At 39.3% G+C, this 23,154-nt stretch carries 21 protein-coding genes; 18 read left to right on the top strand and 3 right to left on the bottom strand.

Going from position 1 to position 23,154, the window contains the following annotated elements; translation table 11 throughout:
* Positions 1-114: 114 nt before the first annotated feature.
* Positions 115-1,776: a SulP family inorganic anion transporter gene (locus IGL49_RS10715; protein WP_164982925.1), complete on the top strand. Its 1,662-nt coding sequence runs from the start codon at positions 115-117 to the stop codon at positions 1,774-1,776.
* Positions 1,777-1,939: 163 nt separating this feature from the next.
* Here IGL49_RS10715 and IGL49_RS10710 read toward each other — a convergent pair whose 3' ends face one another.
* Positions 1,940-2,632, bottom strand: coding sequence for a hypothetical protein (locus IGL49_RS10710; RefSeq protein ID WP_104854788.1), 693 nt, complete (start codon positions 2,630-2,632; stop codon positions 1,940-1,942).
* Between the two features lie 191 nt (positions 2,633-2,823).
* Between IGL49_RS10710 and sylA the strand changes: the two genes are divergently transcribed.
* The 6 genes from sylA (at position 2,824) to allE (ending at position 9,474) form a co-directional block, all read left to right on the top strand.
* A complete protein-coding gene (gene sylA / locus IGL49_RS10705; protein ID WP_104854789.1) occupies positions 2,824-3,276 on the top strand; it encodes a transcriptional regulator SylA in 453 nt (150 codons plus the stop codon).
* A gap of 18 nt (positions 3,277-3,294) precedes the next feature.
* Entirely contained in the window at positions 3,295-3,807 is a 513-nt protein-coding gene (locus IGL49_RS10700; RefSeq protein ID WP_164982924.1) for a GNAT family N-acetyltransferase, read from the top strand.
* 593 nt (positions 3,808-4,400) lie between these two features.
* Entirely contained in the window at positions 4,401-5,897 is a 1,497-nt protein-coding gene (gene allW, locus IGL49_RS10695; RefSeq protein ID WP_104854791.1) for an allantoin permease, read from the top strand.
* The gene (gene allB, locus IGL49_RS10690) at positions 5,898-7,262 is read left to right on the top strand and encodes an allantoinase AllB (protein ID WP_104854792.1); all 1,365 of its coding nucleotides are present in this window, start codon (positions 5,898-5,900) and stop codon (positions 7,260-7,262) included.
* 181 nt (positions 7,263-7,443) lie between these two features.
* The gene (gene allC, locus IGL49_RS10685; RefSeq protein ID WP_104854793.1) at positions 7,444-8,667 is read left to right on the top strand and encodes an allantoate deiminase; all 1,224 of its coding nucleotides are present in this window, start codon (positions 7,444-7,446) and stop codon (positions 8,665-8,667) included.
* Positions 8,668-8,688: 21 nt separating this feature from the next.
* Positions 8,689-9,474, top strand: coding sequence for a (S)-ureidoglycine aminohydrolase (allE, locus tag IGL49_RS10680; protein ID WP_104854794.1), 786 nt, complete (start codon positions 8,689-8,691; stop codon positions 9,472-9,474).
* A 117-nt stretch (positions 9,475-9,591) separates the two neighbouring features.
* Here the strand turns inward: allE and IGL49_RS10675 are convergent, their stop codons facing one another.
* Positions 9,592-11,217 carry a PucR family transcriptional regulator gene (locus IGL49_RS10675; RefSeq protein WP_104854795.1) on the bottom strand — a complete coding sequence of 542 codons (1,626 nt, stop codon included), beginning with the start codon at positions 11,215-11,217 and terminating at the stop codon, positions 9,592-9,594.
* 171 nt (positions 11,218-11,388) lie between these two features.
* Here IGL49_RS10675 and IGL49_RS10670 point away from each other — a divergent pair, with 171 nt between their 5' ends.
* Entirely contained in the window at positions 11,389-12,597 is a 1,209-nt protein-coding gene (locus tag IGL49_RS10670) for a pyridoxal-phosphate-dependent aminotransferase family protein (RefSeq protein WP_002355061.1), read from the top strand.
* A gap of 97 nt (positions 12,598-12,694) precedes the next feature.
* A complete protein-coding gene (locus tag IGL49_RS10665; RefSeq protein ID WP_104854796.1) occupies positions 12,695-13,954 on the top strand; it encodes an MFS transporter in 1,260 nt (419 codons plus the stop codon).
* A 45-nt stretch (positions 13,955-13,999) separates the two neighbouring features.
* Here IGL49_RS10665 and IGL49_RS10660 read toward each other — a convergent pair whose 3' ends face one another.
* A complete protein-coding gene (locus tag IGL49_RS10660) occupies positions 14,000-14,260 on the bottom strand; it encodes a metal-sensitive transcriptional regulator (RefSeq protein ID WP_104854797.1) in 261 nt (86 codons plus the stop codon).
* 168 nt (positions 14,261-14,428) lie between these two features.
* Here IGL49_RS10660 and IGL49_RS10655 point away from each other — a divergent pair, with 168 nt between their 5' ends.
* From IGL49_RS10655 to IGL49_RS10615, 9 genes are all read left to right on the top strand, one after another.
* Positions 14,429-14,743: a rhodanese-like domain-containing protein gene (locus IGL49_RS10655; RefSeq protein ID WP_104854798.1), complete on the top strand. Its 315-nt coding sequence runs from the start codon at positions 14,429-14,431 to the stop codon at positions 14,741-14,743.
* Positions 14,744-16,393, top strand: a complete 1,650-nt coding sequence (locus IGL49_RS10650; RefSeq protein WP_104854799.1) for an FAD-dependent oxidoreductase — start codon at positions 14,744-14,746, stop codon at positions 16,391-16,393.
* Positions 16,386-16,685: a rhodanese-like domain-containing protein gene (locus IGL49_RS10645; RefSeq protein WP_104854800.1), complete on the top strand. Its 300-nt coding sequence runs from the start codon at positions 16,386-16,388 to the stop codon at positions 16,683-16,685. Before IGL49_RS10650 ends, IGL49_RS10645 begins: the two co-directional genes overlap by 8 nt.
* A 170-nt stretch (positions 16,686-16,855) precedes the next feature.
* Positions 16,856-18,022 carry an efflux RND transporter periplasmic adaptor subunit gene (locus IGL49_RS10640; RefSeq protein WP_104854801.1) on the top strand — a complete coding sequence of 389 codons (1,167 nt, stop codon included), beginning with the start codon at positions 16,856-16,858 and terminating at the stop codon, positions 18,020-18,022.
* Positions 18,015-18,689: an ABC transporter ATP-binding protein gene (locus IGL49_RS10635; RefSeq protein ID WP_104854802.1), complete on the top strand. Its 675-nt coding sequence runs from the start codon at positions 18,015-18,017 to the stop codon at positions 18,687-18,689. The genes IGL49_RS10640 and IGL49_RS10635 overlap by 8 nt, the downstream gene beginning before the upstream one ends.
* A complete protein-coding gene (locus IGL49_RS10630) occupies positions 18,686-19,894 on the top strand; it encodes an ABC transporter permease (RefSeq protein WP_104854803.1) in 1,209 nt (402 codons plus the stop codon). The genes IGL49_RS10635 and IGL49_RS10630 overlap by 4 nt, the downstream gene beginning before the upstream one ends.
* A 381-nt stretch (positions 19,895-20,275) precedes the next feature.
* Complete coding sequence (locus IGL49_RS10625) at positions 20,276-20,941, top strand: helix-turn-helix domain-containing protein (RefSeq protein ID WP_104854126.1); 666 nt, start codon at positions 20,276-20,278, stop codon at positions 20,939-20,941.
* Positions 20,942-21,037: 96 nt separating this feature from the next.
* Entirely contained in the window at positions 21,038-22,486 is a 1,449-nt protein-coding gene (locus IGL49_RS10620) for an amidase (RefSeq protein ID WP_104858175.1), read from the top strand.
* Between the two features lie 66 nt (positions 22,487-22,552).
* A complete protein-coding gene (locus tag IGL49_RS10615) occupies positions 22,553-23,080 on the top strand; it encodes a histidine phosphatase family protein (protein ID WP_104854128.1) in 528 nt (175 codons plus the stop codon).
* The last annotated feature ends 74 nt before the right edge of the window (positions 23,081-23,154 follow it).

The raw sequence follows: 23,154 nt of genomic DNA, 5'->3' as shown, positions 1-23,154 counted from the left end.
TGATCAGAGAAGTTTTTTTCTTCTAGTCATCAACAATTAACTCATTAATAATGGAGAGAAGACGAAAAAAATTGCGATTCACTTCACAAAACACCTTATTATCTTTCCGAAAATATGATATCTTTAGAATGGAAATTTCATGAAAAGAGGATGCGAATGTTTAAAAAGTACACACAAATGATAAGGGATGAGTTTAAAGGGTATAATCAAAAAAAATTGAAAAAAGATTTTTTGGCAGGTTTGACTGTCGCAGCCGTCGCGTTGCCATTAGCGTTAGCGTTTGGTGTTTCTAGTGGCGCGACTGCAGCAGCTGGCATGATCACGGCGATTATCGCTGGAATTGTGATTGGGAGCCTTTCGGGTGGGTTTTATCAAATTTCAGGACCAACAGGTGCGATGGCAGCTATTTTAATGTCAATTGCGGCAGTGCATGGCATGCAAGGGATTTTATTGGCCACCTTTTTGGCGGGAATTTTCTTGCTTTTGGCAGGGATTTTGCGTTTAGGGAGCTTGACTTCTTTTATTCCGTCACCGGTCATTACTGGGTTTACTTCAGGAATTGCTATTATTATTGCGTTGGGGCAGCTTGATAATTTCTTTGGGGTTCGTTCAGAAGGCCACAATTTAATTGAGAAAATCAGCAGTTATCGTTCATTGGGCTTTGATTTAAGTGTACCAACGACGGTTATGTCGTTTTTAGTGGTGCTTGGATTAGTGTTCTTTCCGAAAAAGTGGAATGCGATGATACCAGCTTCATTGGTGATGATTATTTTAGCTACTTTAGCGACAGTGGTTTTTCAACTGCCAGTGGCCACTGTAGGGAAAATTCCGACAAGTATTTTTAGTGATACACGTTTGGAACTTGGTTCGCTTCAATTAAGTGCGTTTCAGGATATTTTGGTGCCTTCGATTAGCATTGCTATGTTAGGCATGATTGAAAGTTTGCTTTGTGGCGCTTCGGCTGGTCGCATGACAGGGAAACCATTAGACAGTAATCAGGAACTAGTGGCACAAGGAATTGGCAACTTAATTTTGCCATTTTTCGGTGGCGTGCCTGCGACGGCAGCGATTGCCCGCACGAGCGTAGTGATTAAATCTGGGGCGCAAACACGTTTAGCGGGTATTTTTCATGCGGTCTTTTTATTGTTATCGATGTTGCTTTTATCGCCAGTCATGTCTAAAATTCCCATGCCTGCGTTAGCTGGTGTTTTAGTGGTGACAGCGTGGCGAATGAATGAATGGTCGGTGATTAAAGAATTCTTCCAGAAACGTTTCCACACAGCCTTATGTTTATTCTTTTTAACGATGGTAGCGACCGTTATTTTTGACTTGAGTTTAGCGATTGTTTTAGGGGTCTTAGCTGGTTGCCTGTTTTTCATTGCGAAAAGTGCCGTGATTACAATTAATGTCGAGGAAGTCGATTGGTCAAGAATGGGGCTAGTACCGACCGATTGTACGGAAAATTGGGTGGTGGTTTATTTGAGTGGCCCGTTATTTTTCATGTCTTCTGAACGATTGAAACAAACGTTACTGCAATTGGAAACAAAAAGTGGCGTGGTATTTTCAATGCGAGGAGTTCCTAGCATTGACAGTACGGCGTTAGATATTTTAGAAGAATTTTGTCTTGCAGCAGAAGGACGTGGACAACAAGTTCAGTTTGCCGCTCTGCAACCAGAAGTTGAAAAAATGATTCGAACCATTCAAGGAAATCAAGAGAAAGAATACCATTTCTCAGTCGCAGAATTTTTACAAACAGTGCATGTTGCAGAACAATAAGTCATTTTCAAATGAAATGTTCTATTTTCTATTGCGTGCTTAATGGGTGAAGAAATAAGAAAAATAAGTGGGGACTAAAACGAGTTTCTAGAGGAGTTCCTAAAAAATAATAAAGAGAAACCTTCTAAGTATGAAGGTTTCTCTTTATTATTTTTTAGGGTATTTATTGAATTACTTCTAGCATAACGTCTTTTTGATCATCCGTAACATTGCCTGCGTAGTTAGGAGTGATTAAAGATATCGAACCATTTTTATTGTTGAATAAGTATAAAGTACCCGATTTATTTTGTTCATTGTTTGAAGAAATATTATTTCCTAAAATTAACTCTGTATTTACTTTAACAGTTCGAATACTGTTATCGCCCGCTGAAAATATTCTAATCTCTTTTGTAGGAATTGTATTTATAGATAGGTCATATTTATTAATCGATTCTTTCAATTGACCATTTTCAGCCCCAAACAATTTAGTTCGGAAGGTAGCAGTTGGTGTTGAATTTAAGTTCTCTAACGTAATTGAAGTTGGCACATTCATTCCTTTAAAATTGAATACGAGTGGATTGTTTAAACTACTAAGATCGACAGCATAAGGTATTGCTTCTAAAGAATTTGCTTCTTCGACATTTGTAGATACTTCATTTTTAGACTTTGACGAAGCCTGAGTGGTACTGGAACTTTCAGAAGTTTCTTTTAGTTTATTACTAGAGCTTGTTTCTGTGCTAGAACTGTAATGATTAGTACTGCTTTTCATTGATGTTGTTCTATTGGTAGAATTTTCTTGTTTTTTAGGTTCATTCGCTTTCTGAGAACTACAACCTGTTAAAAAAATAACTAAAATAACCCAAACTAATTTTTTCATACTATTCCTCCTATAGACGCCATAACTAATTTTATCTTACTTGTTAATATAACAAAAGGAATAATTATTTTATTTTCACGAATGCTCAAATTGTTTAAATCTGTAGTTTTTAACTTATTTTTGTTGCATTTGCAACAAAAATAAGTTAAAGTAATGACAATCATAAAATATTAGCGAAAGGAAGTGTCCTAGTGACAGATATTTTAAGAGAAATTGGCATGATTGCGCGCGCCTTAGATTCAATCAGTAATATTGAATTTAAGGAATTATCTTTAACACGAGGACAATATCTTTATTTGGTCAGGGTCTGTGAAAATCCTGGGATTATCCAAGAAAAGATCGCCGAACTGATTAAAGTTGATCGAACCACAGCGGCGCGGGCGATTAAGCGTTTGGAAGAACAAGGCTTTATTTATCGTCAAGAAGATGCAAGCAACAAAAAAATTAAGCGGATTTATGCCACAGAAAAAGGGGAAAACGTTTATCCAATCATTGTGCGCGAAAATCAACACTCGAATCAAGTGGCTTTACAAGGTATGTCAGAAGTGGAAATTTCACAATTGGCAGAGTACTTAGTTCGGATGCGTAAAAATGTTAGCGCGGATTGGGAATTTGTTAAAAAAGGGAATACCCGAAATTATTAAGGAAAGGACGACTGATTGATGGGAGAAATAAAACAATTAACAATAGAGGATGCACCAGTGTTACAAGAAATCAGCATTGAAACATATACAGATACTTTTGGACCGTATAACACGCCAGAAAATATGCAAGCCTATTTAGTAGAAGCCTACAATTTAGAAAAATTACAAAAGGAATTGGCTAATCCCTACTCTGACTTTTATTTTATCTTTGTCGATAATCAATTAGCTGGCTACATGAAATTAAATCGTGAGACGGCGCAAACGGAACCGATGGGGCCAGAGAAGCTCGAGGTTGAGCGATTGTATATTTTACCTGCGTTTAAAGGAAAGAAGCTGGGAACACAATTGTTAGAACTGGCGGAAGAAAAAGCTCGTGAATTTGGTAAAAAAGCACTGTGGCTAGGTGTCTGGGAACACAATGATGCGGCGCGGGCATTTTATAAAACCATTGGCTACCGCTATTACAGTCAACATTCGTTTTTTATGGGAGACGATGAACAGACGGATTTTATTTTGTTAAAGGAATTGTAGTAAGGAAACTTCTAAACAAAGATTTCTGATTTTATCAGAAATCTTTGTTTATTTTTTTGATTAAAACTAAGTATTTTTTTATTTTAGAAATGTTATTTTTTAAAACGTAAAAATTGAAAAAGAAGATTTTAAATCTGTGAAAAAATGTTGATCTTGTGAGAAAACTCTTTTGTCAGCGTCTTTTTTCAGAATGGGTCTCTTCTTGAAAGTCTACCTTGATTTATCTGATTTGTGTGTGTTTGATTAAAAAATGTTGTGTTTTATTTCATTTAAACATATAATTTATTTGTGTCTTTTTTAATAATAAGTGTATTTTAGTATTTGAAAAGAGAAGTTGTACATAATATGTGAATAAAAAGATTTGTTTCTTACTTTCTAGAGTGAAAGAACGATACAAAAAAGGTTGCTATTTTTTCGTTCAAAGTGAACAAAGAATCGTTTGTTATTTAGTTGGGGTAACTAATGATTCTTGTTATAAAAAGCGCTTACAATCTATGTGGTGAGAGAGGTGCACATGCTTGTGCAAAAGTGACAAAAAAAGAGAAGGCAGGGTGTTTTAATAGAAAAATTTTTAATAAAAAGGAGAGTTTGTCGTGGAGAAAAATGTGTCTCAAGTAACAGCTCAAGAAGAAACAGCGATGAAAGCACGTGGCTACAATGAAGATTTGTTGCCAAGTAACCCGAAACAACGGACGATGGGCGCGCACAATTTTTTTACATTATGGATGGGTTCGATTCATAATATCCCGAATTACGCAGCAGTGGGTGGCTTTATTTTCTTAGGTTTATCGCCGCTGCAAGTTATGCTGGCAGTTGTGTTAAGCTCATTCATTGTAGCAGCCTTCATGAATCTGAATGGCGTGGCTGGCTCTAAATATGGGATTCCTTTTGCGATGCACTTACAGTCTACTTACGGCAGTCTTGGGGCAAAACTGCCAGGGTTCTTAAGAGGTTGTGTGGCTGCGATTGCTTGGTTTGGCTTGCAAACATTTACAGGATCGCTGGCTTTATTAATTATTCTCGGGAAATTTTGGCCGAACTTTTTAGAAATTGGTGGATCATTCCAGTTTTTTGGTCTCAGGCTACCTGAATTAATGGCGTTTACTCTTTTCTGGCTCTTAAATGTGGCAATAGGTTTCGGTGGTAGCAAAATTTTGAACCGTTTTACCGCCATTTTAAGTCCGTTGATTTATGTCGTTATTATTGGATTAACGATTTGGGCCATTCGAGCTGGGGGCGGTTTAACACCAATTTTGTCCTATCAAGTTTCTGGTGCGATTCGTTCAGTCAATCCACTGGTGGCGTATCTGATTATTTTTAACTCGGTTGTGGCCGTTTGGTCAGCGCCTGGTGCGAGTGTGGCGGATTTTACTAAGAATGCGCGCTCGACACGTGCTCAGGTTGTGGGGCAAACAGCAGGTTTAGTTGTTGGTTATGGGATTTTCGCTTTTTCCAGTGTGGTGATTCTGTTAGGAGGTTCGCTGTATTTTGGGATTCAAGAATGGAATATTTTAAACATTATTGATCGTTTAGATAATGTGGCGGTGGTGGTCTTAGCCATGTCGGTTTTCTTATTAACGACTATTTCAACGAATGCAACGGGGAACATTATTCCGGCAGGTTATCAATTGGCGGCCATGTTTCCTAAAAAAATGACGTATAAAAAAGGCGTCATGATTGCCAGTGTTATTAGCTTTCTTATTATGCCTTGGAAACTGATGGAAAACGCCGATAGTATTTTTATTTTTCTGAACGCAATTGGGGCTGTTTTAGGACCAGTCGCTGGTGTGATGATTGCGAATTATTATTTTGTTCAAAAGCAACAAATTGATTTAAATGCTTTATACGTAGATAAACACAAAAAAGAGGAAGCCAATCCTTTTTACGGATTAAACAAGCCGGCGTATGTCGCTACTATTCTGGCGTTGGTTCTTTCCTTAAGTGGTCAATTTATTCCACAGGTTAAAATCATTGCTGATATTTCGTGGTTTGTGGGCTTTGCCACAGGTTTTGTGCTGTACTTAGTGTTAAAAAAATGGACTTGGGATTCAAAAAAAGTGAAAGAAACAGCTTATCAGGAGGGAAAATAAATGCAAGCAGAGTTAGTGATTAAAAACGGGTTAGTTATTTTAGAAACTGGAGAAGTCATTACGGATGTCGCCGTTCAAGGAGGAAAAATCGTAGCGATTGGGCAAGACTTGTCAGGAGAACGTGTGATTGATGCGACGGGTTTAGTCGTTAGTCCTGGGATGGTGGATGCTCATGTTCATATTACCGATCCTGGTGGTGGTTACCGCGATGAATGGGAAGGGTATGTCACAGGAACGGCCGCTTGTGCCAAAGGGGGCGTGACGACCTTTATGGAAATGCCTTTAAATCAGATTCCAGCAACTGTGGATAAGACCTCTCTTGAGATCAAATACAAGGCAGGAGAAAATAAACTAAAAGTAGATGTAGGGTCATTTGGCGGCGTGGCCCCGACCAACTTGGCTGGCGGGATTCAGGAACTTGATGAAGGAGGCGTTTCCGGCTATAAATGCTTTTTAGGAACGTGCGGCGATCGTTCAATTGAAGGAGATTTTCAAAATGTCGACGATTATTCGCTATATGAAGGAATGAAACAAGTTGCCAAGACTGGCAAAGTGCTAGCAATCCATGCAGAAAATGCGCCAATTACGGATAAATTAGGCGCGTTAGCTTATCAAAATGGCGAAACGACTTTAGCAGCATATGTAGCTACACGTCCTGTGTTTACCGAAGTTGAAGCGATTCAAAAAGCTATTTTATTTGCCAAAGAAACAGGTTGTCGGATTCATATTTGCCATGTGGCTTGTCAAGAAGGCGTGGAAGAAGTTTTAAAAGCCCAAGCAGAAGGGGTAGATGTGACTTGTGAAACATGTACGCATTATTTAACTTTTACCACGGATGAACTTGATGCCATTGGTCCAGTTGTCAAATGTTCGCCGCCGATTCGTGACGCGGACCAACAAGCCGCCTTATGGAACCACGTGCAAACAGGCGGCATCGCGTTTGTAACCTCTGACCATTCTCCTTGTACGCCAGACTTAAAAGATACAACTAATGCTTTTGAAGCTTGGGGCGGCATTTCTGGTGTTCAAAATAACGTCGATGTGTTATTCGATGAAGCCGTCCAAAAACGTGGTTTATCCTTGAAACAATTCGCGGATATGATTGCAGCAAATCCAGCTGACCGTTATCACTTAGCACAAAAAGGCCGCATCAGTATTGGTAAGGATGCCGATTTTGTACTAATCAAACCTAATGCACCATACATTTTAAAAGCAGAAGATTTAGAGTATCGAAATAAAATTAGTCCTTACATTGGTCGTGAAATTGGGGCCCAAGTGATTCAAACAATTTTAAGAGGCAAAACAATTTACGCACAAGAAACTGGGGTAACCGAGGCGTTTAACGGCGTATTTATCAAAAATTAAACATTTATTTTAGAAATGGAAAGGGACAGAAGCGTGATTGAATTAGCGCCTCTGTCCACGAGTTATGGGATATGCATTAGTTATTTTGAACAAAAAAACACTTAATTTTGTTTGATAAGTACAATGAAGATCATTCGGGAAACGTTTACAATCAGAGTGTAATCAGTCAGGAGGTTTTGTGATGGACTTGGAAAAAGTTTTAAAACAAAGAATCGAAGAGTTGTCAGCAATTGGGAGTGATCCTGCAGGAGGGATGACACGCTTACTTTATACCGATTCGTGGTTGGCAGCACAAAAGTATGTGCAAAGCCAAACTGAGGCGTTTGGACTGGAAACGCAATTTGACGAAGTCGGGAATCTGTTTTGTCGAGTGGCAGGAACGGAATTTCCTCAGGAAACGATTTTAACTGGGTCACATATCGACACAGTAGTTAATGGCGGGACCTTAGATGGTCAATATGGTGTTATTGCTTCCATGACGGCTGTTCAATATTTATTAGACAAATATGGGAAGCCACGGCGTTCTTTAGAAGTGCTTTCGATGGCTGAAGAAGAAGGGAGCCGGTTTCCAACGGTTTTCTGGGGAAGCAAAAATGTCGTCGGTGAAGCCAAACGTGAAGAAGTGGTCGACATCTCTGACAACGAAGGCAAAAAGTTTGTTGATGAGATGCACCGCCAAGGCTTTGATTTTCGGCAGGAGCAAACAAGACGTGAGGACATCGAAGCATTTGTCGAAATTCATATTGAACAAGGCAATATTTTAGAGAACGAAAAGCTCCAAGTCGGTGTTGTTCATAGTATTGTGGGGCAACGTCGCTACACGGTTAATTTAAAAGGGCAAGCTAATCATGCAGGGACTACGCCAATGAGTTACCGTCATGATGCGGTGTATGGTTTTGCTAAAATTTGTGCAGAAGCCATTGATCGTGCGAACGAAATTGGTGATCCGTTAGTTTTAACATTTGGCAAAGTCATTCCGAAGCCCAATACAGTCAACGTGGTGCCTGGAGAAGTGGAATTTACAATTGACTGCCGTCATACCGACGCTGCTTTTTTACGACATTTTACCGGTGAATTAGAAGAACGGATAAAGACAATTGCTCAAGAATTAGGCTTAACTATTGCGATTGACCGCTGGATGGATGAAGCACCCGTACCGATGAATCAAGCAATTGTAGAAGTTATTGAACAAAAAGCCAAAGAAGGCAAGTATCAGTATCGTATGATGCATAGTGGCGCTGGGCATGATTCGCAAATTATTGCGCCCCATTACCCGACAGCGATGATATTTGTGCCAAGTATTGGTGGGATTAGTCATAATCCAGCAGAAGCAACGGCATTTCCAGATTTGGTTGAAGGCGTCAAGCTTTTAGCAGATACCTTATATGAATTAGCGTATAAATAAGATAGAAAAGGAAGAATTGTGATGGGTTATAAAAATAATCGAGTAGGTTACCAAAAAGAATTGTTAACATCAAGAGCTGTGATAAAAAAAGACAATTACGCCATTATTCCCCATGATGGTTTGGTGCAAAATGCAGTACCTGGTTTTGAAAATGTCGATATTTCCATTTTGGGATCGCCTAAATTAGGTGCGACATTTGTGGATTACATTGCTACGTTTCATAAAAATGGTCAACAAACAACTGGTTTTGGTGGCGACGGGATTCAAACGTTGGTTTATGTCATTGACGGTCGTTTGCGCGTTTCAGATGGTCAAGAAACCCATGAGCTTGAAGCAGGGGGCTACGCCTACTTTACGCCTGAAATGAAAATGTATTTAGCGAATGCACAGGAAGCGGATACAGAAGTTTTCTTATATAAAAAACGCTATCAGCCGTTGGCGGGCCAGCAACCTTATAAAGTGGTTGGGTCAATTCATGACCAACAACCCGAAGAATATGAAGGAATGACAGACGTTTTACTTTGGAGTTTATTGCCGAAAGAGTTTGACTTTGATATGAATATGCATATCTTATCTTTTGAACCAGGTGCTAGTCATGCCTATATTGAAACGCATGTCCAAGAGCATGGTGCATATTTAATTAGTGGCCAAGGGATGTACAATTTGGACAATGAATGGTATCCAGTGGAAAAAGGGGACTATATTTTCATGAGCGCCTATGTGCCACAAGCGGCCTATGCGGTTGGCCGTGAAGAACCGCTAATGTACGTTTATTCCAAAGATGCCAATCGTGAACCAGAATTATAAAGAAAAGCCGAATGTAAAGTAATGACCTCGGAACAATAGGATTTGAACACGCAGTGGTGAACGGTAGAGTCCTTTTTCTTGGTAGATGTTACTTTTATTCGGCTATTTTCCTGTTAATTATTTTTCTGAAAGTTCCAGCGCTACCCGTAAGAGTAAACTTGTTTCAGGCTCTTGAATAGAGATGCCTAATAATTTTTCACATTGATTCATGCGATATTTAATGGTGTTTCTGTGAAGATAAAGAGCGTTGGCCGTTTTAGTAATTTCGCAATTAAAATCTAAAAAAACTTTCAAGGTTTTTCGTAATTCTTGTAACGTCGGTTCCGTCGGGTAGGCCAACTCTTTCAATTGTTGCTGGCAAAAGTATTCAACATCTTCAGTGCCAATCTTTTCAAAAAGTCCAGCTAAGCCTTTAGGATGGAACAATTGCACAGTCGCTGGTTTTTGAGTATGTAAGGAGGCCTCTAAAGTCGAGGAAGCTTCAATATAAGAATTAGGCAAATCTTCTAGGTTTTCATAAGCATTGCCTAAAGCAAAGCGAATGGTAATAGGCAAAGCCTGTTGCAAACGTTCAGCGAGATTTTGCAAAATCATCAAATGGTCATTTTTCTTAGATTGAAAAATCAAGATACTTTTATTTTGATTTTTTAATTTAAACAAGGCGACATCTGGCAGGATTTCCGGCAATTGTTCTTTGAGCCATTGGAAAATTAGTTGCCCTTCCGCTTGCTGATAACGAATATGGGTTTCGTTTTCTGGTTTAGTCACGCCGTAGACAATCGCTAATTGATAATAATCACTGTTGATTAAACGATAATTTTTCCAAAGTTCCAACCAATTTTGATGTTTACTCAGCGCTTCTTGATGTGTATCGAGCAAGCGGTCCAAAAAGTCTGTTTTGAGATGCTCAAAAGACTCAGCAATTTTCTGGTTTTTAAATAACATAAAGGTCAAAACTAAAATGGCCTGATCAATGGCAAATTCAGAAATAGGATAAGGAATCTGTTCAGGAGATAAGACCAATAAATAATAGGGAAAATAATCGTTCACACGAATTGGAAAGCCAGCTACTTGAATGTTTTCTTGTCGTTCATCCTGTAAACGAAAGATTTTCTTTTCTTGTGCCAATTGTTGAAAGTGGTCTTTTGATAATTGTTTGATAAAAAACTCCGCTGATTTTTGATTGCCATAAAAATAATTCGAGTGGGCAATCACCTGTTGCCAAGGACTTAATAAAATAATTGGCGCATTTAAAATTTTCGCAAATTCAGCGATGAAACGCGTAGCATCAACATCTTGCATTAATAATGTTGAAAAACGCTTTTGGATGTCAAATGCCACAGACATCTGTTCGGTTTTGCTATCGCGAAGATAGCCTACAATTTCATGCAACAACCCGCCTAGTGGCTGTGTGCTAGGAATTTTAATCAGGGGCAAATCAACGGCACTGGCATAGGCAACAATTTCTGGTGAAATTTCGTCAAGGAACCGCCCAACTTTGATCCCTAAAGCCGTACATTCTGCTTGTTTTAGCGAGTCAATAAAAGGTTTCAATTTTTCTTGATCATCTTTATAAATCATTGCCGTTGTTAAAATCATGACATTTTTAGGGATAAAATCAGCCACATCAGGTGTTTCCGTTATTTCTACACTTTCCAAGGGCTGTGTTAAGTTTGAGTGAGACGATAATAATTGTAAGTCAGAAAATCTTGGTAAAGCCAAGACCTCAGCTAATATTTTCATCACAACAACCTCCTTTTTTTATAGTATAGCGAAGAATAAAAAGGAGTACAAAAGATAGTTATTGAATATGTCTAAAAAACAAAGTCAAAATAGTGCAAATTGAACAATGAATTTCTGGGTTTTTCCAAAGATAATAAAAGAGAAGAATTAAAAATGAAGTGAGGGATTACTATGTATCAACAACCAAATTTTGTACGGCGAACAATCATGACGCCAGGACCAGTCGAAGCGCATCCATCGGTACTTCGTCAAATGGGACAACCGATTTTAGGGCAATTTGACCCAGAATTTCTACAGATTATGGATGAAGTTCGGGAAATGATTAAAGTACCTTTTGCCACAAAGAATCAACAAGCCTTTGCCATTGATGGCACGTCACGTTCAGGTTTGGAAGCGGGATTATTTGCATTGATTGAGCCAGGCGACAAAGTGCTTGTGCCTGCGTATGGCCGGTTTGCTTATTTATTAGGTGAAATTTGCGAACGCGCCCGGGCCGAAGTTATTTATTTAGAAAAGGACTGGCTCGCACCGTTTGAGCAAACAACGGTGATTGAAGCGATTAAAGAACATCAACCAAAAATTGTTGCGATGGTCCACGGCGAAACGGCGAATGCACAAATGCAACCGCTGGATCAAATTGGCGCCTTTTGTCGGGAAAATGAAATTTTCTTCGTAGTAGATATGGTGGCGACTTACGGCGGTGTCGAAACAAAGGTCGATGATTGGAAGATTGATATTGCGGTAGCAGGTACTCAAAAATGTGTTAGCGTCCCTTCAGGCCTTTCTTTGATTACCTACAACCAACGTGTGGCCGACTATCTGGCGGGCCGTTACCAAAAAGAGTTAGGACTTGGCGCGGATGCGCGGAATGAACGGTTCATTCAAAGTAACTACTTGGATTTATCGCAATTAGAAAAATATTGGGGACCAGAGCGCTTAAATCACCATACAGAAGCGACTACAATGATTTATGGGTTACATGAAGGACTGCGTTTGTTGCTTCAAGAAGGCATGGAAAATGTCTACGCACGCCATCGGAAAAACGATCGTATTTTAGTTGAAAGTCTGCAAAAAATGGGCTTAGAAATTTTTGGGAAGTTAGACACAAAAACACCAACAGTCATTCCTGTGGTCATTCCAGAAGGAATTGATGGTGAAAAAGTGCGGAGCTTATTACTGGATCATTTTAAAGTTGAAATTGCCTCTTCCTTCGGTGATTTAAAAGGAAAAATTTGGCGGGTCGGTAATATGGGGTACAGCAGTCGCGAAGACAATGTGTTGCATTTCTTAAGTGCCTTTGAGACTGTATTGAAACACCAAGGCTATCAATTTGAAGGTGGTAGCGGTAGTACTCATGCATTGGCTGAGTATTTAAACTAAAAAAGAAGGTAGGACAAAAGGTCACTACGTAAAAAAGCGTAGTGCTTTTGTTCCTTGTTAATCGTTAACAAAAAAATGATTGGTGGAGGAAAAGAAAATGACAGACAAGACAAAAAGTTCATTGGCTTATTGGAAAAAAATCGTTATTTTACTATGTATGGGCTGGGTAACAATCTGGATTTATCGTTCCGCGCTTTCTCCCGTTTATCCACAAATTCGCGCGTCTCTAAATGGTAACGCTTCCGATACGGCCCTAGGGTCCATTTCTAGCTTTTATTTTCTCGGTTACGTAGTCATGCAGATTCCTGCAGGTTTCTTGGTAGACAAAATTGGAAAAAAACGGGTATTAATTCCAGGCTTTATCTTGTTTGCGTTGGCAGCATTACTGATTGCCCAAGCCCAAACGATTGGAACAATTTACTTAGGTAGCTTATTGGCAGGCTTAGGATGTGGTTCTTTCTATGGCTCGGCTTACTCGTTGACGTCGCAAAACATTCCTCAAGCCAAAAAAAGTTTTGCAACAGCTATTGTCAACAGTGGTTCAGCAGTTGGTTCAGGTTTAGGGATGATTTTATCTAGTTATTTAGTTGCCCAAAAAGGATTGCCTTGGCAAGTGATGATGTACATTTCCGCTTTTATGATTATTTGTATGTTAGTAGCTTTTCAAGTGATTATTCGCAATCATAAAGAAGACATGGCCTTGATTCAGCCAACCGTTGTTGATGAAAAAGATAACGGAGCGGTAAAAGAAAAAGTGCCCTTTAAAAAACTGTTTGCGCCACATATGCTATTTGCGTATATTTTATATTTTGGCACTTGTTATGCATATTATATGATTGTGACTTGGTTACCTAATTTTTTAAGTACCGAACGTGGCTTCCAAGGAGCGGCGATAGGATTATCCTCTTCGCTGGTCGCATTTGCCTCTATTCCAGGAGCGTTATTTTTTAGTCGGTTGGCGGATAAGTACATGCATAAAAAAGTTCAATTCATCGTTGTTTTAGAATTTTTAGCAACAGCCATGCTTTTGTTAACTGTACAAGTAAGTAATGCGACGTTGTTATTAATTGCTTTAATTATGTATGGATTTTTAGGGAAATTAGCTGTAGAGCCGATTATTATTTCTTGGTTAGGTGAAAATGCACCAAAAATTGGAATTGGCACTACTTTGGGCGTGTTTAACTTTTTCGGCATGATGTCATCTGTGATTGCCCCAGCTTTAACTGGGAAAATTTCTGACACAACGGGTTCGAAAGTCATGGGCTTTTATATCGCCGTCGTGATTTTACTAATTGGCACGATTCTTTTTATGCTTGTCAATTTAAAAAAACGTGCGGCAGATTCGTCTAATAAATAAAAAAACAACGCAAACTTATCTTTCGCTGAATAAGTTTGCGTTGTTTTACTTTTTGATAATCATATTAATCGCTTGTGCTAATCGCTCTTCTTGTTCTTTAGGATCTTTTTCAGGATTTTCAAAACAATGCTTTAAATTCTCCGCAACAATCATCCCCATTACGCGATCAATACTAGAACGGACCGCACTCAACTGAGTGATAACATCGATACATTCTTTTTCTTCATCAATCATTTTTTGAATCCCGCGAATTTGACCTTCTGTGCGGCGCAAACGATTCAGCACTTTCTTTTTTTCTTCAGTCATTTTGCCCCTCCTTAAGAGTAGTGATTGGTTTAAAATATACCTACACGAGGTATTTTTGTCAACTATCTTTTCTTTGAATCTAAAAATGGCAGAAAGCTCTTCAGTTGACAAGTCTAACTTTTTCATGTTAAATATACCCCATAAGGTATATAAGAGAGGGAGAAAAAGATGTTATTTCAATTATTTAAGAAAGTTCCAAGTATTTCAACAAAGGAATTGCAGTCACGTTTATCTAAAGAGATAACCTTGTTAGATGTCCGGACACCTAGCGAATACCGCGCAGGGCATATTCCACAAGCGATTAATGTCCCGCTTAACCAAATCCCCGCCTATAACAAACCCGTTAATGAGGTCTATGTGATTTGCCAGTCCGGCATGCGCAGCAAAAATGCGGCCAAAATTTTAGCGAGAAAAAACTATCACGTGATTAACGTTCGTGGTGGGATGTCTCAATGGTCTGGTCAAATTAAAGGAGGAAAATAAATGAAAATTGTAATTATCGGAGGCGTGGCGGGTGGCATGTCAGCAGCGACACGTTTACGTCGTTTAATGGAAGATGCTGAAATTGTTGTCATGGAAAAAGGCCCTTTTGTTTCTTTTGCTAACTGTGGTTTGCCTTACTACGTTTCTGGCGAAATCGCGGAAAGAGAGCAACTGCTTGTTCAAACACCCGAAGCGCTAAAGGCCCGGTTTAATTTAGATGTTCGTCCTCACCATGAAGTCGTGGCGATTGATCCAATAGAAAAAGTGATCACAGTGAAACATGAAACAGAAATTTTAACAGAACACTATGACAAATTAATTTTATCACCAGGGGCGAAACCTTTTGTGCCACCAATTACAGGATTGGCAGAAGCCAAAAATGTTTTTTCATTAAGAAATGTTCCTGATTTAGATCAAATTATGACAGCCCTGACGCCAGAAACAAAACGAGCCGTCGTGATTGGCGCAGGCTTCATTGGCTTGGAAATGGCAGAAAACTTACAAAAACGCGGATTAGAAGTCACTCTCGTGGAAAAGGCACCCCATGTTTTACCGCCATTAGACGAAGAAATGGCCGCTTTTGTCAAAGCTGAATTAAGCAAAAACAATGTTCAAGTAATTACGGGACAATCTGCGGTTGCTTTTGAAAAGGCGGGACAAGTGATTCGCTTAGAAGATGGTCAGACATTAACTTCTGATTTAACCATTTTGTCGGTGGGGGTCCAACCAGAAAATACCATAGCAGTTGAAGCAGGTGTAGCAACTGGTTTACGTGGCGGCATTATTGTTGATGAACACTATCAAACGAATCAACCCGATATTTATGCGGTTGGGGATGCTATTGTAGTGAAACAACAAATCACTCAAGAAGATGCGCTGATTTCTTTAGCTTCTCCCGCTAATCGCCAAGGACGTCAAGTAGCAGATGTGCTTGCTGGGTTAGAGAGAAAAAATCAAGGGAGCATTGGGACCGCCATTGTGCGAGTCTTTGATTTAACCGCCGCTTCAACTGGTTTAAGCGAACGGGCTGCTAAAGCTGCTGGACTAACAACAGCTGTTGTGCATATCAGTGGAAAAGACCATGCAGGGTATTATCCTGGCACAACAGATCTTCAGTTAAAATTAGTTTTCCATCCTACGACAGGGGAAATTTATGGCGCACAAGGAATTGGGGCAAAGGGCGTAGATAAGCGGATTGATATTCTTGCGACCGCTATTAAAGGCCAGTTAACTATTTTTGATCTGCCTGAATTAGAGTTTACCTATGCTCCGCCGTTTGGTTCAGCGAAAGATCCTGTGAACATGTTAGGCTATGCAGCGATGAACCTTGTAGAAGGATTGAGTGAAAACGTTCAATGGTATGAGTTATCCAACAAATTAGCTAATGGAGCTGTTTTATTAGATGTCCGTAATCCCGCCGAACGAGCCAATGGTCAATTTAAAAATGCTGTGTCTATTCCTTTAAATGAGTTAAGAGAACGTTTGGAGGAATTAGACAAGTCAACGGAGTACATTGTTAGTTGTCACAGCGGTTTGCGTAGTTATATTGCAGAACGGATGCTAAAACAAGCGGGCATCACAGCCAAAAATTTAGATGGTGCGTTTGCGCTATATAGAATGGTAAGACCGGAGGAACTAGAAAATGTATAACACGATTGGCATGCCTGAATTTTATCAGGAAGCAAAACAAAAAAAATTACTGATTATTGATGTACGAGAAGAAATGGAATACCAATTGGGGCATGTACCTAATGCCATTAATTTACCTTTAAGTACTTTAACTGAAAATTATCAGCAATTAGATAAAAAGCAACCCTATTATCTGATTTGTCAAATGGGGTCGCGCTCCGAACAAGCTTGTGCGTTTCTCAGTCAACAAGGATATCAAGTAACCAACGTTCTAGGTGGTACATCTGGCTGGTTGGGTCAATTAGAACAATAAAATAACAAAAAACGTTTATCCTTTTACGCAGGATAAACGTTTTTTGTTAGATGAAGATGTGTCAAAACTGTAAGAGGAATGATAGGAAGATGAAGGGACCGGTTTTTTTATTCATTATATACTAAATAAAATGACAAACTCGTCAACAGAAATCAAGGAGGAACAAATAAATGAAAAAGTCAGGCCAGAAGAAGCGAAATAAAAAAGTGTGGTTCGGTATTGGTGCCGCAGTGGTCGTCGTCGGATTTATCGGAGCAAAAACAGTTTTTTCTTCAAAAGAAGTTGAACCTGAATATACAACTTATACCATTACAGAAATGGCCTCATTAAAATTAGATGGTCAAGTGAGTTTTCTAGATACTCGGGATATTTTCTTTGATCCTTCTTTAGGAAAAATTGCCGAAATAAATGTTGAAAATGGTAAAGAAGTCAAGAAAGATAGTCCATTGTTAACGTATAATAACTCAGAAATCCAAGCCACAGAAACAGAGCAAGCAAATGCCGTTAATCGGAACAATCTTCAAGTCCAACAAGCACAAGAGAACGTTAACTTAGCTACTCAAAAATACAATGAAGCCTTAAACAAAGTTGCTGCAGCCAAGCAAAAATTGAACACCGCAAAAGAGGCTGAAGAGAAAGTAACGCTAAATGCCGAAATTCAGCAATTGAATGAAGCCGTTAGTGCTGCGAATAGTGAAGTCGCCCAAGCTAATCAAGCTCTGCAGTTAGCCAACAGTGATGCCGCTGGAGCAGCAACCACGCTTGAACAAACACGTGGCAAAATTAACACGGTCGTCACAGCACCAATTGATGGCCAAGTCACTGTTGATGCTAGTGCTATGAGTAGTACCGACAAACCAGTCATTAAAATTGCGACACAAAAGAAAAATATTCAAGGAAAAGTAACCGAGTATGATTACGATAAATTACAGACAGGGGAAGAAGTGACAGTGACGACCGTTGGTTCAGGTAAATCAGCGCCAGGCAAAATCGTTTCTATCGCGCAAACCCCCATAGCTAAAAATGAAGGCAATCCCGTAGTGAGTTATCAATTTACAGTAGAAGGTGATTTTCCTTGGGCAGAAGGCTTGTCCACCAGCATCGCTGTGCCGCAAAAGCAAATGATTATACCAACAGCAGCAATTCAAAAAGAAGGCGGAAAAGAATTTGTCTATGTTTACAAAGCGGGCAAAGCGAAAAAAACACCGATTGAAACAGAAGCAAATTTAGGTCGTAAAGTTGTCAAAAGTGGCTTGAACTGGAAAGACCAAGTGATTGCCAATCCCAATAAAGAATTAAAAGATAATCAAGATGTTCAGGTAGCTGCCAATGATTAAGCTAGCCCATATTCATAAATATTATTATTCCGAAGAAGAAACACTGCATGTGTTAGATGATATTAATCTCCAAGTAGATGCTGGAGAATTTTTAGCGATTATGGGGCCTTCGGGTTCTGGTAAATCGACTTTGATTAATTTGCTAGGCTTTATTGATAAAAAGTTTGAAGGAACGTATTTATTTGAAGACCGTGAAATTGGCGACTTTTCTGATAAGGAGCTATCCCGAATTAGAAATAAAGCAGTCGGCTTTGTCTTTCAGAATTTTAGTTTAATTGAAACACTAACAGTTGAAGAAAACATTGAATTACCTCTTTTATATAGTGGTTTAACCCCAAAAGAAGCCAAAAATCGTGTCCACGAAGTTCTGACAAAAGTCGGCTTGCCAGATAAAGGCAAGAAGCATCCAAAACAACTTTCGGGAGGACAACAACAACGTGTGGCCATTGCGCGTGCGATTGTCAATCGGCCAAGTTTTATTATTGCAGATGAACCAACTGGGGCTTTAGATAGTAAAACATCGGAAGAAATTTTAACGTTATTTCAACAATTAAACAATGAAGGAGTCACCATTATTTTAGTGACACATGATGAAGAAACAATTGAATACTGCAATCGTTTGATTAAAGTTCGTGATGGAAAGATTTTAGAGGAGGTGCTGACATGAAACGTTCAATTATTTGGAAAACCGCCTTCCGTTCCATTTTGAAAAATAAGCGACGCAGCTTGTTAACGATGCTAGGGATCGTCATCGGGATTGCTTCGGTGATTACCATCGTGGCTATCGGTAACGGCTTTAAAGAAGACATGGTCGATAAATTATCCGCTGAAAAACAAAAAGAAAATGTGAAAAAGATATCTTTTTCGGCCTACAACACTTCAGATATGTTTAGTGACCAAGCAATGTTTACCGACAATGATTTAGGGATCGTGCGCATGGTTCCTGGCGTAGAAAAAATTGATTTTGATCAAAGAGAAGTTGATGGCGCCCCAAAAGGCACACTGAATTTTCAAGCAGGGCCGAAAAATCTTTCCGTAACCTATGAACTTGCCGCCAAAACCACTAAAGAATTGTTGGTGGGACGCCAACTGAATGATGGAGACAATGCAAAATTAGATAAAACAGTTGTGGTGGATGAACTGGTTGCCAAAGAACTCTACCAAGACCCGACTGCAGCAGTTAATCGAACTTTTCCATATAAAGATCAACTTTTTACCATTGTTGGCGTGACAACCAATACGAGTGGACCAATTGGCCCAAGCAATGATAACTCATTGCTTTATTTTCCCAAAAAGACCTATGAACATTATTTCGGTAAGCTAAAAGATACATCTACGTTAAAGCTAACAGTAGCACCTGGCTACCAACCAGATCAAGTATTGAAAGAAACAATAAAAACTCTCTCTCAACAAGGCACTATGAAAAACAGCGGGACGTACCAAGAATATAATGTTAAAGATACCATTAAAGAAATGGGCTCTTTATTAAATAATTTAACCTTGTTTATTTCGGCAATTGCGGCTATTTCACTAGTAATTGCTGGAGTTGGCGTTATGAATATGATGTATATTTCGGTCTCAGAACGTATTAAGGAAATTGGTATCCGACGTGCATTGGGCGGGACAGCCAGTGATATTAAAAAGCAATTCTTAACAGAAGGGATTGCCTTGACCTTAATCGGCGGAATTACTGGTTATCTTTTAGGGATGATTATTGCCTACTTAGCCTCAATGGCACTACCATTTTCTGTTCGTCCAGATTTAATGACCGTTTCATTAGCCATCGGGATTTCTGTCTTTATCGGGGTTGTATTTAGCTATTTTCCTGCTTCGGCAGCTTCGAAAAAAGACTTGATCGATATTATGAAATAAGTATAAACAGCAAGAAACAGCCATTTTTTGGCTGTTTTTTTTAGTAAAAGTAGAAAAAAATCCAAAGATTTCAAGAGGAAATAGCTAACAAACGTCAAAAGGTTGATATTAGCTACTAACCTTTTGACGTTTGTTAGCTAAATAAAAAAGAAAAAAATTGAAAAAATAGCACGTTGAGGATTAAATAACAAACATTTTTTAAATAAGACTATCGGAAAGCCTTTATAAATCTGGGATTAGAGGAATCACTGTTAATGGTTGATTTGATTGTGAATTTCTAAATTTTAATTCGAAAAATTTCCAGTATACTAAATATATCAAATCAAAACACGAAAATTGAGAAATTTTTGAACTGAAACAGGAATTAAGGAGGAATCAAGAATGAAAATAATGGTCATCACAAAAAATGTCTTATCAGAAAGTGCTTTTCAAAATCGCTTACAGCATTTAAATCACCAAGTTTTTTGTACGACGTGTCTGATTGGTGAAATTAAGGAAAGTCATTTGTTTTATCGAAAATTTGATGCAATCATTCTCAGCGAAACGATTCCTCGCAAAGAACAATATTTATATCTAAAGGAATTAGCCAGAGTTAAAGCGCCGTTGTTTCTTCGCTCGGAAGACATTCCTACCTCAGAAGAATTGAGCATTAGTTATCAATATGGCGTTCTCAATTGGCTACGACTGGATGCGACCTTGGATACTTTAAGAGAAAATCTCCTCTTGGTAGAATTAAATAAACCCAGCCAACGAGAAGATGAAAAGTTAGATGTAGAGGGAATAAAGCTAACAGCCACAGAACGTGCACTACTGGCTATCTTGTACAGTACGCCAAAAGAACACTTACCAATGGAGCGCCTTTGTAAATTAATCTATGACACAGAAGAAACAGCCACTAATCGAAAAAAAATGACCAAACAACTGACAAAATTAAATAAAAAAATTCAAGCAGGGGGCTTTAAAAAACAAGGTATCCAAAATACGCGGTATAAAGGCTACAAACTACATCCGCAGTTGCTTCCTTACATTGGCGAATTATTTGCTTAAAATAGAGAAGCATTTGACGAATGAAAATCATCCTCAAAGGATACCCACTAAAAACCATGCTATACTAACACTGAATAGTATAGGAGGTGGGTCTGTATGAAAGACGGACTATATTGGGTACAACAATTAAAAGAACAGAAAATAAGTAGCACAGAACTCTTAAAGGATATTGAGAAAAAAGTCCAAAAGTTAAATCCTCAGATCAATGGCTTTGTAACTTTTGACAGCCAAGAAGCAGAAGTAACTTATCAAAAAAATAAACAGCAGGACACACTATTTGCTGGTTTGCCATTTCCTTTGAAAATGTTAGGCCAAGAAAAAGCGGGGTGGTCAGCAACGGCCGGCTCGCAACTTTTTAAAAATAGTACTGCGACAACGACCTCTAACTTTGTTAAACAAGCAGAAACGATTGGTTTGATGCCCTTAGGACAAACCAACGCCCCAGAGTTTGGCTTTAAAAATATTACGGACCCTGCGCTTTACGGGCCAGCCCGCAATCCTTGGAACCTGGAACATTCGCCAGGCGGTTCCAGTGGCGGCGCCGCCGCAGTTGTCGCTAGCGGGATTGTTCCTATAGCCGGTGCTAGCGATGGCGGTGGCTCTATCCGAATTCCCGCCTCTTTTAGTGGCTTAATTGGCTTAAAACCCAGCCGTGGCTCTATGCCTGTCGGCCCAGAAGGCTGGCGAGGCTGGCAAGGTGCCTCGATTGACTTTGCGTTGACTATTTCTATGAGAGACACCAAAGCGTTATTTTATGGTTTACGTGGTAGCCACAGTGGTGCCCCCTACCAAGCGCCTTTAACAGAATGGCAAACACACCCTAAAAAACAGCGGTTAAAAATTGCTCTGTGCACCGCTTCGCCTATCGGCTCACTGATTTCGCCAGAAGCAACCCAAGCGGCGAAACAAGCGGCTGATTTTCTGGCAGCCGCTGGTCATGAAATCATTGAGATTCCTTATCCAGTCGATGGCGCAGCGCTGATTCGCTCCTATTATCAAATGAACGGCGCAGAAACTACAGCGATGATGAACAGCATTCAACAGGGGCTCGGGCGCCCAATTCGCAAAGAAGAAATCGAACCTTTTTCATGGACCATGCATCAATTTGGGCAAAAGATTCCAGCAGCCACCTATGTTCATTCATTACAATTGTGGGATCAAGCCGCAGTGACGATGGAAGAACTTTTCCAAAAATTTGATCTGTTTTTATCACCAACAACGGCTTTTTCAGCACCAAAAATTAACGAAGATTTGCAAAGTGAGCACATTCGTCAACGAATGGAGCAAGCAGCAGAATTAACAGAAGCAGAGCTAGCTGAATTAATCTACGATTATTTTGATAAAAGTTTACAGCTAACACCTTATACTCAATTAGCGAACCTGACAGGACAACCAGCCATCAGCTTGCCCACACATGTTACGGCAACGGGGTTACCCTTAGGTATTCAATTGCTGGCTGCTCGTGGACGTGAAGATCTCTTATTCCAAGTAGGCGAACAGTTTGAGCAAGAAGGCAAATTTAAATTACCAGAAAGTTACCGCTAAATAGGGTGTTATTGTGACCAAATTTCGGATAAAATAGACACAAGACAAAAAAACTGAGGTGGAAAAATGCTGTACGTAGTGAGACATGGTGAAACAGATTATAATGTGGCCCGTAGAATTTGTGGTCATGCGGAAGCGCAATTGACCGAAAAAGGCTACCAACAAGCGGAGTTGGTGGCTGAAAAAATTGCCAAACAAGGAATTCAAATCGACCGTTTACTGGCGTCTCCTTTAAAACGAGCGCAAGAAACAGCCCGTAAAATTGCGGAACGAAATCAGTTGACGATTGAAACAGAACCTCGTTTAATTGAGATGGATTTTGGCATTTATGATGGTGAACCGATTGAAACAACGGCTTTCCAAGAAAATCGTTCTGAGATTTCCTTGCCGTTTCCGGAAGGGGAATCAGTCCTAGATGTCGCGGGCCGAATTTATCCTTTGATTGAGGCAGCCTTGGCTTCAGAGGAAACTTACCTATTTGTTTGCCACAATGCGGTCATGCGAGTCATTGATAACTACTTCAATGGTAAAAAAATCCAAGATTTCTTGGACTTTCATTGTGAAAATACACAACTTGTACAATACGGAGAATAAAAATCAAGTCTTTAATCTTTTGGTTAAAGACTTGATTTTTTTAGGGTAAATAAGAAACCGCTTCCGTTTTAATG

The organism is Enterococcus sp. DIV1337a (assembly GCF_051712285.1).
Taxonomy (GTDB): Bacteria; Bacillota; Bacilli; order Lactobacillales; family Enterococcaceae; genus Enterococcus; species Enterococcus faecalis.
This window is presented reverse-complemented; position numbering and strand designations above follow the sequence as displayed.

What these genes read in the sequence shown, in the direction of transcription:
- IGL49_RS10660 (WP_104854797.1), bottom strand. Translation starts at nt 14,260, where the DNA reads ATGACTGAAGAAAAAAAGAAAGTGCTGAATCGTTTGCGCCGCACAGAA.
- IGL49_RS10635 (WP_104854802.1), top strand. Translation starts at nt 18,015, where the DNA reads ATGATTAAGCTAGCCCATATTCATAAATATTATTATTCCGAAGAAGAA.
- IGL49_RS10655 (WP_104854798.1), top strand. Translation starts at nt 14,429, where the DNA reads ATGTTATTTCAATTATTTAAGAAAGTTCCAAGTATTTCAACAAAGGAA.
- IGL49_RS10625 (WP_104854126.1), top strand. Translation starts at nt 20,276, where the DNA reads ATGAAAATAATGGTCATCACAAAAAATGTCTTATCAGAAAGTGCTTTT.
- IGL49_RS10615 (WP_104854128.1), top strand. Translation starts at nt 22,553, where the DNA reads ATGCTGTACGTAGTGAGACATGGTGAAACAGATTATAATGTGGCCCGT.
- IGL49_RS10710 (WP_104854788.1), bottom strand. Translation starts at nt 2,632, where the DNA reads ATGAAAAAATTAGTTTGGGTTATTTTAGTTATTTTTTTAACAGGTTGT.
- allE (WP_104854794.1), top strand. Translation starts at nt 8,689, where the DNA reads ATGGGTTATAAAAATAATCGAGTAGGTTACCAAAAAGAATTGTTAACA.
- IGL49_RS10630 (WP_104854803.1), top strand. Translation starts at nt 18,686, where the DNA reads ATGAAACGTTCAATTATTTGGAAAACCGCCTTCCGTTCCATTTTGAAA.
- allB (WP_104854792.1), top strand. Translation starts at nt 5,898, where the DNA reads ATGCAAGCAGAGTTAGTGATTAAAAACGGGTTAGTTATTTTAGAAACT.
- IGL49_RS10675 (WP_104854795.1), bottom strand. Translation starts at nt 11,217, where the DNA reads ATGAAAATATTAGCTGAGGTCTTGGCTTTACCAAGATTTTCTGACTTA.
- IGL49_RS10715 (WP_164982925.1), top strand. Translation starts at nt 115, where the DNA reads ATGATATCTTTAGAATGGAAATTTCATGAAAAGAGGATGCGAATGTTT.
- IGL49_RS10620 (WP_104858175.1), top strand. Translation starts at nt 21,038, where the DNA reads ATGAAAGACGGACTATATTGGGTACAACAATTAAAAGAACAGAAAATA.
- IGL49_RS10650 (WP_104854799.1), top strand. Translation starts at nt 14,744, where the DNA reads ATGAAAATTGTAATTATCGGAGGCGTGGCGGGTGGCATGTCAGCAGCG.
- IGL49_RS10700 (WP_164982924.1), top strand. Translation starts at nt 3,295, where the DNA reads ATGGGAGAAATAAAACAATTAACAATAGAGGATGCACCAGTGTTACAA.
- IGL49_RS10645 (WP_104854800.1), top strand. Translation starts at nt 16,386, where the DNA reads ATGTATAACACGATTGGCATGCCTGAATTTTATCAGGAAGCAAAACAA.
- IGL49_RS10670 (WP_002355061.1), top strand. Translation starts at nt 11,389, where the DNA reads ATGTATCAACAACCAAATTTTGTACGGCGAACAATCATGACGCCAGGA.
- IGL49_RS10665 (WP_104854796.1), top strand. Translation starts at nt 12,695, where the DNA reads ATGACAGACAAGACAAAAAGTTCATTGGCTTATTGGAAAAAAATCGTT.
- IGL49_RS10640 (WP_104854801.1), top strand. Translation starts at nt 16,856, where the DNA reads ATGAAAAAGTCAGGCCAGAAGAAGCGAAATAAAAAAGTGTGGTTCGGT.
- allC (WP_104854793.1), top strand. Translation starts at nt 7,444, where the DNA reads ATGGACTTGGAAAAAGTTTTAAAACAAAGAATCGAAGAGTTGTCAGCA.